This is a genomic window from Streptomyces sp. SAI-127 (assembly GCF_029894425.1).
GTDB lineage: Bacteria > Actinomycetota > Actinomycetes > Streptomycetales > Streptomycetaceae > Streptomyces.
In genome coordinates, this window is sequence record NZ_JARXYJ010000001.1 from 8,205,591 (window position 1) to 8,220,379 (window position 14,789).

The 14,789-nt window shown below is 71.2% G+C and carries 13 protein-coding genes and 1 pseudogene; 6 read left to right on the plus strand and 8 right to left on the minus strand.

The genetic code is table 11. The features are described from left to right. Positions 1-13: 13 nt before the first annotated feature. The 3 genes and pseudogenes from M2157_RS37730 to M2157_RS37740 form a co-directional block, all read right to left on the minus strand. The gene (locus tag M2157_RS37730) at positions 14-1,846 is read right to left on the minus strand and encodes a nickel transporter (protein ID WP_280867438.1); all 1,833 of its coding nucleotides are present in this window, start codon (positions 1,844-1,846) and stop codon (positions 14-16) included. After that, positions 1,843-3,346: pseudogene (locus M2157_RS37735) on the minus strand (tetratricopeptide repeat protein). Before M2157_RS37735 ends, M2157_RS37730 begins: the two are co-directional and overlap by 4 nt. Before the next feature lie 63 nt (positions 3,347-3,409). Continuing rightward, positions 3,410-4,945 carry a DUF4331 domain-containing protein gene (locus M2157_RS37740; protein WP_280856605.1) on the minus strand — a complete coding sequence of 512 codons (1,536 nt, stop codon included), beginning with the start codon at positions 4,943-4,945 and terminating at the stop codon, positions 3,410-3,412. Between the two features lie 207 nt (positions 4,946-5,152). On the opposite strand from M2157_RS37740, the gene M2157_RS37745 reads away from it, so the two are divergent. The 3 genes from M2157_RS37745 to M2157_RS37755 all read left to right on the plus strand — a co-directional run bounded on the left by M2157_RS37745 (position 5,153) and on the right by M2157_RS37755 (position 6,912). Then, on the plus strand, positions 5,153-5,695 hold the full coding sequence (locus M2157_RS37745; RefSeq protein WP_062045434.1) for a sigma-70 family RNA polymerase sigma factor: 543 nt from the start codon (positions 5,153-5,155) through the stop codon (positions 5,693-5,695). Further along, positions 5,692-6,516, plus strand: a complete 825-nt coding sequence (locus M2157_RS37750; protein WP_280867439.1) for an anti-sigma factor — start codon at positions 5,692-5,694, stop codon at positions 6,514-6,516. Before M2157_RS37745 ends, M2157_RS37750 begins: the two co-directional genes overlap by 4 nt. Positions 6,517-6,642: 126 nt before the next feature. Continuing rightward, complete coding sequence (locus M2157_RS37755) at positions 6,643-6,912, plus strand: hypothetical protein (protein ID WP_280856603.1); 270 nt, start codon at positions 6,643-6,645, stop codon at positions 6,910-6,912. A gap of 244 nt (positions 6,913-7,156) precedes the next feature. On the opposite strand, the gene M2157_RS37760 is transcribed toward M2157_RS37755, so the two are convergent. Further along, entirely contained in the window at positions 7,157-7,939 is a 783-nt protein-coding gene (locus M2157_RS37760) for an ABC transporter permease (protein ID WP_280867440.1), read from the minus strand. Continuing rightward, complete coding sequence (locus tag M2157_RS37765) at positions 7,936-8,874, minus strand: ATP-binding cassette domain-containing protein (RefSeq protein WP_280856601.1); 939 nt, start codon at positions 8,872-8,874, stop codon at positions 7,936-7,938. Before M2157_RS37765 ends, M2157_RS37760 begins: the two co-directional genes overlap by 4 nt. 63 nt (positions 8,875-8,937) lie before the next feature. Here M2157_RS37765 and M2157_RS37770 point away from each other — a divergent pair, with 63 nt between their 5' ends. Further along, the gene (locus tag M2157_RS37770; RefSeq protein ID WP_280867441.1) at positions 8,938-9,651 is read left to right on the plus strand and encodes a TetR/AcrR family transcriptional regulator; all 714 of its coding nucleotides are present in this window, start codon (positions 8,938-8,940) and stop codon (positions 9,649-9,651) included. Here M2157_RS37770 and M2157_RS37775 read toward each other — a convergent pair. The 3 genes from M2157_RS37775 to hmgA are packed head-to-tail and all read right to left on the minus strand — an operon-like array spanning position 9,648 to position 12,952. After that, a complete protein-coding gene (locus M2157_RS37775; protein WP_280856600.1) occupies positions 9,648-10,802 on the minus strand; it encodes a type ISP restriction/modification enzyme in 1,155 nt (384 codons plus the stop codon). The genes M2157_RS37770 and M2157_RS37775 overlap by 4 nt on opposite strands. Positions 10,803-10,828: 26 nt before the next feature. Further along, positions 10,829-11,578, minus strand: coding sequence for a GntR family transcriptional regulator (locus M2157_RS37780; protein WP_280856599.1), 750 nt, complete (start codon positions 11,576-11,578; stop codon positions 10,829-10,831). Between the two features lie 27 nt (positions 11,579-11,605). Then, positions 11,606-12,952, minus strand: coding sequence for a homogentisate 1,2-dioxygenase (gene hmgA, locus M2157_RS37785; RefSeq protein WP_280856598.1), 1,347 nt, complete (start codon positions 12,950-12,952; stop codon positions 11,606-11,608). A 173-nt stretch (positions 12,953-13,125) separates the two neighbouring features. Here hmgA and M2157_RS37790 point away from each other — a divergent pair, with 173 nt between their 5' ends. Together M2157_RS37790 and M2157_RS37795 are read left to right on the plus strand one after the other, a co-directional pair. Further along, the gene (locus M2157_RS37790) at positions 13,126-13,818 is read left to right on the plus strand and encodes a hypothetical protein (RefSeq protein WP_280867442.1); all 693 of its coding nucleotides are present in this window, start codon (positions 13,126-13,128) and stop codon (positions 13,816-13,818) included. A 303-nt stretch (positions 13,819-14,121) separates the two neighbouring features. Continuing rightward, entirely contained in the window at positions 14,122-14,742 is a 621-nt protein-coding gene (locus M2157_RS37795) for a TetR/AcrR family transcriptional regulator (protein WP_280856596.1), read from the plus strand. Positions 14,743-14,789: the final 47 nt, after the last annotated feature.

Consider the following 14,789-nt stretch of genomic DNA (forward strand, 5'->3'; position numbering starts at 1 on the left):
GTACAAAAGTAGCTCAGCCGAGTGCGGATGCCGCCCCCTTGAGCACCAATCCTGCCCCGAGAGCCACCACGACGAACGCCGACATCAGGGGCGCGGTCCTGCGCACCAGGGCGGTCATCGGGCTCGCGGCCAGGCGGGGGCGCCTGTCCAGCAGCCGTGTGACTCCACTGCCCAGCCTGACGACGGCGAATCCGGCCGCGGTCAGGGTCAGGGCCAGTCCGACGCCGTACGCCACGACCAGCAGCAGACCGAACCAGGCCTGTCCGAGCGCGGCGGCACCGACGAGCACGACGACGGCGGAGGGGCTGGGCACGAGACCACCGGCGAAGCCGAGGAGGATCGTGCCGCGGAGGGTGGGGGCGACGGCGTGGGTGTGGGTGAAGCCGCCGTGCGTGTGTTCGACGGTGTGGGGGTGGGGATGGGGGTGCGGGTGGTCGTGGTGGTCGTGAGCGTGGGTGTGACCGTGCCCGTGCGGGTGGTCGTGGGTGTGGGCGGGCACGGGGGCGTGCGTCCGGGGCTGAGCCCCTGCCGTCGCCGGGACTGCCGTCGCCGGGGCGGTCTCCGTGTGGGCGGCGACCAGGACCAGGGAGCGCTCTTCGGGCTTCCCGGCGTCGTGCGTGTGGGTGTGTTCGTGAGTGTGCCCGTGCCCGTGCGGGTGGTCGTGGGTGTGGGCGGGTGCGGGTGCGTGCGTCCGGGGCTGGGCCCCTGCCGTCGCCGGGGCGGTCTCCGTGTGGGCGGCGACCAGGACCAAGGAGCGCTCCTCGGGCTTCCCGGCCTCGTGCGAGTGGTCGTGAGTGTGCCCGTGCTGGTGGGCGCGGGTGCGCAGGGCCCGGCGCAGGAGCGTGATGCCCGCCGCGGTCACCAGCACCCCGCTCGCGATGCCCAGCCAGGCGATCACCGAGGGGGCCGCCGCCGAGCCGGCCGTGACGAGGAGACCCAGCGCGACCACGCCCAGGGTGTGGGTGACGGTCACGGAGGCGGCCAGCGGCAGGACGTCCTTCATCCGGGCCTTGCCACCGCGAGCCGCCGCCACCGCGGCCATCAGGGTCTTGCCGTGCCCCGGGGCCAGTGCGTGCATCGCGCCGAGGACGACCGCGATGAGCAGGGCGAGCGCCGCGAAGCCGACGGTGAGGTCGTGCCGGGCGACCAGGGAGTCCAGGGCGCGGGTCCAGCGGTCGGCGCCGCGGGGCAGCACGGAGGCGGCGGGGGCGTCCGACTGCTCTTCCGTGAGGGCGGGACCGCCGGGCCGCACGCGCAGCGAGGCGGTCACGGTGTCGGCGGGGGAGGAGAGCAACTCCTGCGGGTAGGTGGTCAGTTCGTCCGAGACCGACTTCGTGGGCACGTCCGACTTCGTGAGCGTCGTCCGGTCGCCGCGCGCGGTGATCTCGCGCCAGCCGGGGCCGGAGTCGGTGCCCGCGCTGTGGAAGCCGAGAGAGACGGTGGCGTCCTCGGGCAGCGGGGCGGTCAGCCGGCACTCCACGCGGAGGGTGTCGAGGCCGGCCTGACCGGGACGCACGCGCGCGTGGCCGGCCCGCACGGTCAGGGCGACCGTACGGCCGTCGACGGTGACCTTGCCGCCCTCCGCCGCCTTCCGGCAGCGCTGAGCGGCCCACTCGGTCATGCCGAGCCTCTCGATGTCCGGCTTGGCCTGGGTGGCCGGGATCTCGGCGAGGTCCTCGACATGGTCGACGTGGAGTACCCCGGGGCCGGCGACGAGACCGTCGTACCGATTGACGGTGAAGTTGCCGAGGGGGTGGGCGCTCGCGCTGCTGGAAGGGAGCAGCGCGAGCGCACAAGCCGCCGTCAGGACGGCCGTGACGGACGCGAAGAGACGGCGGGGCCTCACTTGGACGCCTCCTTGAGAACCTTGCGGGCCTCGCGGGCGCCGAGGGGAGAGAAAACCGGGGTTGAGCTTCAGGGCGGAGCCGAGATGACTCCTGCCTTCCTTCCGGTCGCCCGCGGCGAGTTCGATGATCCCGCGGTGGTAGAGGAAGGAGGCGTTGCGGTAGCCGGTGGCGGTGGCCTGCCGGGCGTACGGCAGGGCCTCCTTGTCGCGCCCGTTCACGTGCAGGGCCCAGGCGAGCGCGTCCGCGGTGTGCACGGTGTGCCGGCGCGCCCACTCGGCGCGGGCGGCGCGCAGGGCGGAGGCCTTGTCGCCGTGGTCGGCGGCGGCGAGCGCGGTGTCGAGGTCGGCGTTGACGCCGTTGGCCCGGGCGAGGGCCGTCCAGGCGTCCACGAGCGCGTACTGGTCCTTGGCCTTCGCCTCGTCGCCGTCGGCGCCCCGGTCCTCGTACAGTTCCCCGAGCCCGACGAGCGGCCCGGGCAGCGGATACCGGGCCACGACGGCCTCCATGCCCTTGATCGCGGCGCTGCGGTCCCCGCTCGCGGCCTGGGCACGGGCCCGGCCCTCCAGAGCGGGAAGGTAGGCGTCGTCGGCGGCGAGGGCGCGCGCGTAGTCGGTCAGGGCGGTGTCGTAGTCGCCCTGGTTCCAGGCGAGCTGGCCCAGCGCGGTGGCCACGTAGGCGATGTCTCCCGGAGTGGTCGCGGTGGACAGGGCCCGCTCCAGGACCGTGCGGGCGGTACGGACGTCGCCGCGGAGCTCGTGGACGTACGCGTAGCGGGTGAACACCGGGATGCCGGGCCGTCGTTCGTCGGCGAGGTCGGCGGCCTTCGACGCCTCGTCGTAGCGGCCGAGTTCGACGAGGGCGTCGATCCGGGAGGACAGGGCGCGCTCGCTGTAGGGGTTCTGCTTCAGCACCCGGTCGGCGTAGGCCAGGGCATCCTTGAAGTCGTGCCGGGCGGCGGCGAGTGCGGCGAGGCCGGCGAGCCCCTGCTCGTTGTCGGCCTTCAACTCGAGGGACTTCTTGAGCGCCTGCTGGGCCTGCGGATACCGGGAGGGATCACCCTTGGTCCGCGCCTGCTCGACATAGGCGAGTCCGAGGGTGGCCCAGCTGCCGAAGTCCTTGGGCTGACCGCGCAGATGGGCCTGAACGGCCCCGATGGCCGCGTCGAGGTCCCCACCGGCCATGAGTCCGGGCGAGACCGCCGACGACGAACTGGCCACGGTGGCGGTGCCACCGTCCCGCAGCGCCCCGAAGGCGATCGACCCACCGGTCAGCGCGACCGCCAACAGAGCCGCACACCCGGCGAGTTGAACGGCCCGCCAGCGCCGCCCGGCCTCCGAGACCCGCCGCACGGCGGCGACCCTTTGATCCTCGGAGTCGGCAGAGGGCTCCACGGTCTCCGGCGATCCGCTGTGCTCGTTCTCGGGTGCGCTGTCGGTCGTAGACCCGGACATGCCCTCTCCTGATTGGCTCGTGATCGTGTGGTGCGGCGCGGCCCGCACCGTGGGGGATGAGCGTGCGGGCCGCGCCAGTGAAGGGGACTTGCAGGCTTTTCAGGGAGGCGCCTAGTACGCCCGTCGCCGCATCCGGCGCCACCACATCAGCGCGGCCCCGATGAGCAGGATCCCGGCCGCACCGGCGCCCGCGGAGCCCGCGATCAGGGTCATGTCGTCCCCGGAGCCGGCGGCACCCGCCGGGGACAGCGCGTCCCCGAGCTGGTTGCGGACGTCGTTGCCCGAGGTCGTCCCCTTGGCGAGCGGCCCCCGGGAGCCCTCGGTCGGCAGGGCGACGTACGGGAAGGACTTCTCGAAGTCCTTGTCGTTCTTGTCGACGGCGTCACCGAGGTCGTTCTTGGACCCGACCAGCTCACCCTCGACGACCTGGAGCGACGCGTCGATCACGTCGTCCGTCAGCCGCCGTCCGTTCGGGAATCCGGCGTTGTCGCCATCAAGCACACCGAGCCGCTTCGGAGAATCGGTGGGCTTGATGGACGTGTTGAGGCGCAGTTCCTCCGCGGGGCGCACGTGGGGCGGCTGGTTCAGCCCCTTCACACCCTTGAGGAACACGTCCACGAGGTCGTTGCGCGGCTCCTTCGGGGCGGGGATCTTGTAGATCGCCTCGATGAGCTTCGGCAGTTCGGGGTTGGTCACGTTCTTCAGGAACTGGGCGTCGTCCCACGGCGCGGACGCGTTGAACTTGTCCTTGTCCTTCAGCGGGTTGACGACCTCGTTGACGAGCGGGTTGCCCAGACGCGAGACCTGGGAGTAGTACCCCTGCGCGTTCTTGCGCTGGGTCGTCGACCAGATGCCCACGACCGGCTGGTGCGAGGACTCGGTGATCATGTCCGTCGGGACCTGCAGGGCGATCGAGTTGACGTTGTAGCCCTTGAGCGTGTCGTTGCCGACCTCGGTGAGGTTCCCGCCGTACAGCAGGTCGAAGACGCGCAGGTCGGCGAAGAACGGGTCGTCGGCCTGGCCGGCGAACGACGTCGAGTCGTTGGGGAGCTTGTAGACCGCCTGGTCGCGCAGCTTCTCGTAGTTCGGCATGGAGGCCTTGCCGACGTTCGACGGCGCCACCGGGATGTCGTCGGCGATCTTCGTCTTGTACTTGACCTTCTGGTTCTTCAGCTGGAACAGCTCGATGTCGTACGTCTGCGTGACGTTCAGGTCGGGGTCGTCGAGGCTCTCGACCGCGCCCGTGTTGTACAGGAACGACTTCTTGTTCTTGACGTGCGTCTTGAAGGTGAACCGGTACAGCAGCTCGCCCTGACCGTCACCGTTGTTGTCGATGTGGAGGTCGTACTGCGCGTCCTCGGCGAACTGGTAGAAGTTCGGGCCGCCGCCGGGCTCCTCGAAGGGGATCCAGTTGGCGACGATCGTCGTCGAGTCGGGCTTGTCGGGGCTGACGAACGCGTAGACGTCCGTGTTGTCGTACTGGGGGTCGCCCGAGATCAGCGGGGCCTCCCGGTGACTGGAGGCGGAGGCCGCCCCCGGTTCCAGCGTGGCCACACCGGCGGCTGCGAGCCCTCCGGCGGCCAGCGCAGCACATACGAGGGTCGCGAGACTCCTGCGTCCCGAGCCACTCCTGGAGATAGGTGTCATGCCGTCCGTCCTCAGTCCAACTTGCCTGACGTCCGGTGATTCGGAGTGGTGGTCGGGTCGGATTGGTCGAATCTCAAAACTTCTTTTCTGCTGCTCGACCCGCGTTTTCGGCGTTCTGATCCGTAACCCCATCCGGAGGTGTGTTCGTTGCGAATACCTCGTGGGACGGGACGGCCCAGGTGCGGCTTTGCGGGAGGGGGCGACGAGTTGGAAGCGGACGAGCTTCTGATGCTCGTGGCGGGCGGGGACCAGAAGGCATTCGAGGAGCTCTACGGGCTCGTGGCGGGGCCGGTGTTCGGGCTCGTACGGCGTGTGGTGCGTGATCCGGCGCAGTCGGAGGAGGTGTCGCAGGAGGTGCTGCTCGAACTCTGGCGGTCCGCCGCACGCTTCGACCCGCGCCGGGGCAGCGCGCTGTCCTGGGTCCTCACCCTCGCGCACCGCCGCGCCGTCGACCGGGTGCGCAGCGCCCGCGCGGCCGGTGAGCGCGAGCAGCGCGAGGCACGCCGGTCCCACCACCCCGCCTTCGACCAGGTGACCGAGGAGGTCGAGGCGGGCCTCGAACGCGAGTGGGTGCGCCGGTGCCTGGAGCGGCTGACCGAACTCCAGCGCCAGTCCGTCACCCTCGCCTACTACGACGGCTACACGTACCGTGAAGTGGCCGAGCGGCTGTCACTGCCGCTGGGAACGGTGAAGACGCGGATGCGTGACGGACTGACCCGCTTGCGGGAGTGCCTGGGAGGTGTGGCATGAGCCTCTTCCGCCGGGAAGATCTGCACTCCCTCGCGGCCCCGTACGCCCTCGACGCGCTGGAGCCCGCCGAGCGGGCCCGCTTCGAGAGGCACCTCAAGGACTGCGACAGCTGTGCGGCGGAAGTGCGTGCGCTGTCCGAGGACGCGGTACGGCTCGCGTGGTCGGCCGCCGCTCCGCCGCCGATGGCGATGCGCGACCGGGTGCTGGCCGCCGTACGCACCATCCCGCAGGAGCCCGCCGTACAGCCGGAGCCGGCCCGAGCGCGGCCGGAGCCGGTGCGGGCCCGCAAGTCGCAGCTGCCGCCCCATGTCTGGGGCGCCCAGCCGCCGCCCAGGAAGCGTCAGAGGCGTCCCCTGTTCGTACCGTTCGCGACGGCCACCGCGGCCGCGGCTCTCGTCGTCGCCTCGCTGTTCGCCGTCCAGGCCAACCGGACACAGGACGAACTGGACGCGCAGAAGGCCCAGGCCAGTGAGATCGCCCACGTTCTCCAGGCCGCGGACGCAGCGGCGACCCGGGGGCAGGACGCACAGGGCCGAACGATCGGAGTGATCGCTTCCGTATCGGAGGGGCGCGCGGTCGTCACCCTGAGCGGATACAGCGCGCCCCCGAGCGGCCGCGTGCGCCAGCTATGGCTCATGCGCCCCAACGAGCAACCGCGCTCCCTCGGGCTCTTCGCCGCCGACACGCCCTTGGTCGCGACCGGACTCGACAAGTCCGCGACATCACTCGCTGTGACCGTCGAGCCCGACGGGGGCTCCCCGCAGCCCACTACCCAGCCAGTTGTCCAACTCGCCCTGAAATCGGTTGGATTCGGAGAGTAATCATGGAGGGGTCGTCAACACCCTTACGGGGAAGGTGAATCCTGTGACGCCGATACACGTGTGCCCCGACGGGGCGATAGGGTTACCCTGCCCGGGCCGGGTGGACTCGTACGGGTGGGGAGTGACATGGAACAGATAACAGTGCGCAGGGCGAGGGTCCCTGCGATCACCTGCGGGAGCAGCGCGACCAGTTCGCGCCTCGACCGCCATCTCTCGGTGCTGTCGGGACCTGCCGTCCCACAGCGAGAGGCGGCCGAGGCGACGTCACTGATGCGCGAGCTGACCGCGCGTGACACCGCCAAGCAGGAGCGCAGTGACAGGGGTGCGCGGGTGCGCCGCGTCTCGCTGTTCGCGCCTCTGCGCCGACTGCGCCGTTCGCTGTTCGGCGGGCGCTGAGCCGTACGGCTCGCCGGGCCCCCTGGGCTCGGACGTCCCGACCCGCGCTCGGCCGGTCGCACCACCCCGGCGTCGTGCTGCCCTCCCGTCCGTCATCCCCACGGCATGCAGCACGATCCAGGTGAGTTCGGTCGAGCGCGGGGTACGTCCCCACCTCAGTCCACAAGCACACCAGACGTGTCATGCACTCCGAGGTCGGCCCGGGCCCCGGCAGGGCCCGAACTCCCCTCCCGGCAAGAGGCGTTCAGCCCTCGCCGTGGGCGTAGCGCCGTACGGCAAGCGGCGCGAAGACCGCGAGCAGGACCGCACACCACATCAGTGACCCGGCGATCGGATGGGCCACCGGCCAGGCGGCGCCCTCCGGCACCGGGGCGTTGCCGAACAGGTCCCGCAAAGCCGTGGTCACCGCACTGATCGGGTTCCACTCGGCGAGGGTGCGCAGCCAGCCGGGCAGCCCCTCGGTGGGGATGTACGCGTTGGACAGCAGGGGCAGGACGAACGTCGCACCGCCCAGCTGGCCGGCGGCCTCCTCGTTGCGGGTGAGCAGGCCGAGGAAGATGCCGATCCAGGTGGTCGCGAACCGGAACAGCAGCAACAGCCCCATGGCGCCCACCGCTTGCAGCGGGGACTTCTCGACGCGCCAGCCCACCGCGAGCCCCACCAGCAGGAACGGCACCATGCCGGCGGCGGTGACCATCACGTCCGCGACCGACTGCCCCAGCGGTACGGCCGCCCGGCTGATCGGCAGGGTGCGCAGCCGGTCCGTCACGCCCCTATGGACGTCCTGGGCCGCCTGGAACATCCCGGTCATGATGCCGTTCGCCGCCGTCGCCACCAGCAGGCCCGGCACCAGGAAGGACCGGTACTCCTCGCCCGGCATCGCCAGCGCGCTGCCGAAGACGTAGCCGAAGAACAGCAGCATGGTGATCGGCATGGTCTGGGTCAGGATCAGCAGCCCCGGGGTGTTCCGGACCCGTTGCAGCTGACGGCCCAGCATCGCGGTGCCGTCGTGGGCCAACGTGCTCATGCCGCAACCTCCTTGGTGAGTCGCAGGAAGACGTCGTCGAGGGTCGGCGGCCGGATGCTCGCGTCGAGCAACGGCACGCCCGCCGCGTCCAGTTCACGCACCAGCCTCGGCAGCGTGAGCGTGGTGTCCCGGGTGACCGCTCCGACCGAGTTCCGGACGAGGTCGAACGACGGCTCCCCACCGGTGAGTTGGTCGAGCACACCGGCCGCCTTCGCCAGGACGCCCGCGTCCGCGACGACGATCTCGACGTGTGCCCCGATCAACGCCTTGAGCTGGGACGGCGAACCCGTGTGCGCGACCCGCCCCTTGTCCACCAGGGCGATGTCATGGGCGAGTTGGTCGGCCTCCTCCAGGTACTGCGTGGTCAGCAGCACGGTCGTGCCGTCCGCCGTGAGGTCGCGCACGGCGTCCCAGATGAGGTTGCGGCTGGCCGGGTCGAGGCCGGTCGTCGGTTCGTCGAGGAAGAGGATCTCGGGGCGGCGGATCAGGCTCGCCGCCAGGTCCAGACGGCGGCGCATACCCCCGGAGTAGGTGGACGCGGCCCGGTCGGCGGACTCGGTCAGCCCGAAGCGGTCGAGCAGCTCGGCGGCCCGCTCGGCCGGTCCCCGCACCCGGTGCAGCCGGGCGAACAGCCGGAGGTTCTGCCGCCCGGTGAGGTCCCCGTCGACCGAGGCGTACTGCCCGGTGACGGCGATGGCGCGCCGTACGGCCTCCGGTTCCCGGACGAGGTCGTGTCCGGCGACCCGCGCGGAGCCGGCGTCCGGCCGCAGCAGCGTGGTCAGCAGTCGTACGGCCGTGGTCTTGCCCGCGCCGTTGCTGCCGAGGATGCCGCAGACCGTGCCCGGAGCGACCGCGAGATCGAGACCGCGCAGGGCATGGACCTCCCCGAACCGCTTTTCCAGACCTTCACTAAGTACAGCGTACGTAGAAGTCATGGCAGGACCATAGCGCACTACGTACGCTGTACGTAACTAGGATGGTGGCCGAGGTGATGATCGATGGCGGGCCGAGCGGCCGTACCCGAAGTGATCTGGGCGCGCCCTGAGCGGACGGGGCGTGGGCCCAAACCCGCGTTCACCAGGGCGGACATCGCTGCCGCGGCGGTGCGGCTCGCGGATGCCGGGGGTCTGGACGCGGTGTCCATGCGGCATGTGGCGGCCGAACTGGGCTGCGGGACGATGTCGCTGTACAACTACGTCCCCCGTAAGGAGGACCTGTACGAGCTGATGGTGGACGCGGTCAGCGGAGAGCACGAGCTGTTCGAGCCGACCGGTGACTGGCGGGCCGACATGCTCCGCAACGCGCGCCAGACCAAGGCGCTCATGCACCGGCACGCCTGGATGGTGCGGCTGATGTCAGGGGTGTACGGCTTCAGCCCCAACGCCCTGCGCTACCTGGAGCACTGCCTCGCCTGCCTCGACCCGCTGGACGCCCCGAACGGCACGAAGATCGAGCTGGTCGCGATGCTCAACGGGTGTGTGACGACGTACGTCGCGAACGAGCTGTCCACGGCCGAGCGGGTGCGGTCGCTGCCATGGTCGCAGGAGCAGGAGAACGCGGTGCGGATCGCGTATCTCGGCAGTCAGGTCGCCTCGGGGGCGTATCCGCGGCTGGCGGCGTCCTTCATGGAGGACGCGGGGCCGATCGATCTGGACGCGGTGTTCGAGCGGATGCTGGAGCGGGTCCTGGACGGCTTCGCACCCAGAACCTAGAGCAGGGCGAGCTGCCCCTCCGGCCCCTCCTCGTGCCCGTCCAGGACCGAGGCAGGCCTTCGTGCCGAGTCCGGGACGGGCAGTACCCCCGCCGCGCGCAGGTCGCTCGCCGTGATCCGGGGCGTCGGCTCGTCCTGGAAAGGCTGGAGATCCGCCAGCAGGGCCAGCACGGTGATCAGTTCGAGGAGCTCCGATGTCCACGGCTGCGGCCACGTCGCCGGACGGATCGCGGACAGCGTGCCCGGCTCCGGTTCCGTGACCCGGGCCGTGAACCACTGCTCCAGGACCCGCACTCCGCCCGCCTCGAAGTCCCAGGCCTTCGGCGGTACCGGGGAGATGCGGCCCTCGTCCAGCAGCAGGGCCTCCTCGTCGCGGTCGTAGTCCAGGGTCAGGGGGCGGGACGGCAGGGGGGCGCGGACGTAGGGGCGGCGGCCTCCGGGCAGCTTCGGGCGGTCGCCGTCGCGGCGCATCAGCCAGAGGACGCGGTGGCCCGACTCCACACCGCGGGACCACAGTTCGGGGTCGTCGGTGAGCGGGACGGTGAGGTCCGGGCGGACCGCCGCCAGGATCCAGGCGAGGACGTCCAGGGGTTCCACCGCGATCCCCAGGCGCGACCGCAGGTGCTTCAGGAGCCCCGGGGTCAGGTTCGGCTCCGTGCCGCCCGGGCGGCGGTACAGGGGGCGGATCCGGCCGGGGCGGAGCAGGGGCAGGAGGGAGGTGGCCAGGAGCTGGGGGCCGTGACCGTCCGTGGGTGTCTCCACCACGAACACCTGGGCCTCGTCCGCCACCCGCCAGAGCTCGGGCCGGGCCGCGTCGATCAGCCGGTGGTCCGGGATCAGCCACTGCTCGTCGAAGGGCGCGTGCAGGACCCGTACCGGCTCCGGGCAGGGACCGGTGGCGCGCGCGAGCCTCTCCGTGCCGCCCGTCCGCCCCGGCAGCTGCCCGACCGCCGAGCGCAGGGTGCGGGAGCGGGTGGGCTCGAACAGGGCTTCCCGGTCGGGTCCCTGAGCCTTCAGCAGGGCGTCCCAGCGGGCTTTCAGGGATGCCGCGTCGGGACCCGTCGGCCACCCCCGGCCGAGCCGCGGCGGTGCGACGGACCACGGCATGAGGTCCGCCAGCGGCGGAGCGTCGTCGTGCGTCACGCTGGGCATCGTACGACCTGTGACAGACAGTGCGGTCACGTGGCGTCCAGGGTGACGGTGAACGAGAACCGGTCGCCCCGGTAGTGGATCACCGCCGCGTCCAGCACCCGGCCGTCCGTGTCGTAGGTGACCCCCGTGTAGTGCAGGATCGGGCTGAGCAGCGGGACTTGGAGCAGCCGGGCGGTCTCCGGGTCCGCGAGCCGCGCCTCCACGGTGTCCGTGATGCGGCTGATGTCCGCCCCGACGACGTCTCGCAGCACCTTGGTCATCGGCCGGCGCGCCAGGTCCGACGGGTCGATGCGCGCGGCCAGTTCGGGGCGGACGTAGTTGCGGGCGTGGTTGGTCGGCTCGCCCGTCTGCTCGTCGCTGCGCAGTCGGTGGTATGCCGCCACCTCGTCCAAGTCCGGGAAGTACTCGGCGAGTTCGGGCGGCACGGGCGACTTGCCGTGCTCCAGCAGCTCGGTCGTCATGCCGGACTGCTGGGCTACGATCGCGTCCACCGAGCCGAGCAGCCGGACCGGGGTGCCCCGGCGGGCGTCCGGCTCGATGAAGGTGCCCCGGCGGCGGTGGCGGCTGATCAGCCCCTCGTCCTCCAGCTCCTTCAGCGCCTGCCGCATGGTCAGCACGCTCACGCCGTAGTGGCCGGCCAGCTGTTCCTCGGTGGGCAGGCGGAGCGGGTCCTGCGGTGAGCGGCCGAGTATCGAGGCGCGCAGGGACTGCGACACCTGGTACCAGAGCGGCAGCTTGCGGTTCAGGACGATCGAGTCCGGGGCGAAGGAGGTCACGGGCTATCCGTACCTTCCGCGGATCGGTCAGTGCAACGGGCGGAAGTGACGTTCGAGGCCGCGCCACACGTCGTCGTAGTGCGGCTGGAGGTGATCCGCACGGGCCGCGTGCGCGGTGAGCGTCACCGGCCAGCGCGTCTCGAACATGAACGCGAGCCCGTCGTCGACCTTCTGCGGCCTCAGCTCGGCCGCGCTCGCCCGGTCGAACGTCTCCCGGTCCGGCCCGTGCGCCGACATCATGTTGTGCAGTGAGCCGCCGCCGGGCACGAAGCCCCCTTCTCCTGAGGCCTTCGCGTCGTAGGCGCCCTCGATCAGGCCCATGTACTCGCTCATCACGTTCCGGTGGAAGTACGGCGGCCGGAAGGTGTCCTCGCCGACCAGCCAGCGCGGTGCGAACACGACGAAGTCGACGCCGGCCAGCCCGGGGGTGTCCGACGGGGACGTCAGCACGGTGAAGATCGACGGGTCGGGGTGGTCGTAGGAGATGCTGCCGATGACATTGAAGCGGCGCAGGTCGTAGACGTACGGCACATGGTTGCCGTGCCAGGCGACCACGTCGAGCGGGGAGTGGTCGTAGGTCGCGGTCCAGAGGTTGCCGCAGAACTTGTTGACCACCTCGACCGGCCCCTCGACGTCCTCGTAGGCGGCGACGGGGGCCCGGAAGTCGCGGGGGTTGGCCAGCCCGTTGGCGCCGATCGGGCCGAGGTCGGGGAGCTGGAAGGGCGCCCCATAGTTCTCGCACACATAACCCCGGGCTGACTCGTCCAGCAGCTCCACACGGAAGCGCACCCCACGAGGGATCAGCGCCACATGGCCCGGCTCCACATGCAGCAGTCCGAACTCCGTGCGCAGCAACAGCCCTCCGCGCTCCGGGACGATCAGCAGCTCGCCGTCGGCGTCGCTGAAGACGCGGTCCATGGAATCGGTGGCGTGGTAGAGGTGCACGGCCATACCGGCGCGCTGGGTGACGTCGCCGTTGCCGCCGAGGGTCCACAGACCGGCGAGGAAGTCGGTGCCTTCGGCCGGCTCCGGCAGGGGGTCCCAGCGCAGCCGGTTCGGGTCCGGGACCGACTCGGTGAAGGGGGCCGTACGGATCCGGCCGTTGTGGGTGTGGGTGAACGCCGGGTGCGCGGCGGACGGGCGGATCCGGTACAGCCAGGAGCGGCGGTTGTGGGCGCGGGGCTCGGTGAACGCCGTACCGCTGAGCTGCTCCGCGTACAGGCCGAGGGGGGCGCGCTGCGGGGCGTTGCGGCCCTCGGGCAGGGCGCCCGGGACGGCCTCCGACGCGTGCTCGTTGCCGAATCCGGAGAGGTGGGCCAGGCCCTCGGCGGCCTTGCGTGCGTCGCCGCGCGTGATCGCTGTGTCCCCGCTCATGATCGCTCCCTTGCGCTCTGATTCCTATGGAACACCGTAGGATTGCGTTTTCGTCGGCGCAAGAGGCCGTTCCGTGGAACCGATTTCCCCGCCGTGACCTCCTCAGGGAGGAGAGCGAGAACCAGACCCCAGGGGGATTCGCGGTGTCGGACCTGTGTTCTACGCTCCCCGGCATGTCGTGGACGCGGGGACTCATCGCCCTGCTCGCGGTCTGTGTCGTGCTGATGACCGGATCCGTGAGCTGTGGCGCCAGTGGGGCGCAGGAGCGCAAGGACGGACAGTCGGTCTCACCGGTGGGCAAGGTCCTCGACGACACCGATGAGGAGGGGCGGCACTACCGCGAGGTGGACAAGGACAACGCCCCCGACGTGGGCATAGAGGTGCAGCCGAACAGCGACGACAGCTGGTCGGTGCGCCTGACCGTCGAGAACTTCACCTTCTCGCCCGCCGGGACGAGGGCGAAGGCGGTCTCCGGTCGCGGCGTCGCCGTCGTCTTCGTGGACGACCGTCCCGTCACCACCCTCCGTGCCCCGTCCTGCCGCCTCGCGGCCGCGTACGTCCCCCAGGGCACCCACAAGGTCACCGCCCGGCTGTACGCCGACGACGGCACCGTGTGGGCCGTGGACGGCGACCCGGTGGAGAGCACGGCGGACGTCACGGCCTCGAAACCACGACCGACGGGGAACGGCGCGTCGAGCCCGCAGGCCGGGAGGGGCACGGACGGCGGCTCGGAATCAGGGGCCGGTACGAGTGCGGGCGGCGGTGCTTCCGGTTCGCGACCGATCATGAGCATGGCCGGCGGTGCCCCGGGACCGGAGGGTGGTGTGAGGGCTGGTGGTGCGGCTTCGGGTTGGTGGCGGCCATGAGTGCAAGTGAGGGTGCCTGGGGGGTGCGGGTCGTGGCGAGTGTGGTCGGCGGTGTCTTGGGACCGGAGGGTGGTGTGAGGGCTGGTGGTGCGGCTTCGGACTCGCGCCTCGTCACGGGTACGAGTGGAGGTGCCTGGGACGTGCAGGCCATGGCTACTGCGGCCGGCGGTGTCCCGGGACCGGAGGGCGGCGCGGCCTCCCACGCGCGGCTCGCGACGAGCGTCGGCGGCGGCCGATGAGTGCCGCAGGCCCCCGGCCCCGTACCAGGTGGCAGGGTTCACCGGACCACGGCGGAAAGGCATCATGAAGCCCGTGCCCCAAGCGACCTCGCTTCGCCGCGCCCCCGTGCAGCGGCGCAGCGCCGAACGGCTGACCAGAATCCTCGACGCCTGTGCCGACCTGCTCGACGAGGTCGGCTACGACGCCCTGAGCACGCGTGCCGTCGCCCAGCGCGCCGGCGTGCCCATCGGCTCCGTCTACCGCTTCTTCGGCAACAAGCGGCAGATGGTCGACGCGCTGGCCCAGCGCAACCTGGAGCGTTTCACGGAGGGCGTCACCGACCGCCTCAAGGAGTCGGGCGAGGAAGGAGGCTGGCGTACCGCGATGGACGTCGTCCTCGACGAGTACCTCGCCATGAAACGCACCGCCCCCGGCTTCTCCCTCGTCGACTTCGGCAACCAGATCCCCGTCGGCGCCCGCCACGCGGAACCCAACCACCGGGTCGCCGACCGCCTCACCGAGCTCCTCTCCGGCTACCTCTCCCGGGAACCGGACGACGACCTGCGCCGCACCTTCCTCATCGCCGTGGAGACCGCCGACACCCTGGTCCACCTGGCCTTCCGGATGGCCCCCGAGGGGGACGAGCGGATCATCCAGGAGGCCCGGGAGCTGCTGCGCGCCTATCTGGCGCGGGTTCTGGACTGACCGTCCACAACCCCTCCCCTCCATCCCTACCGGTCGGTATGCTCACC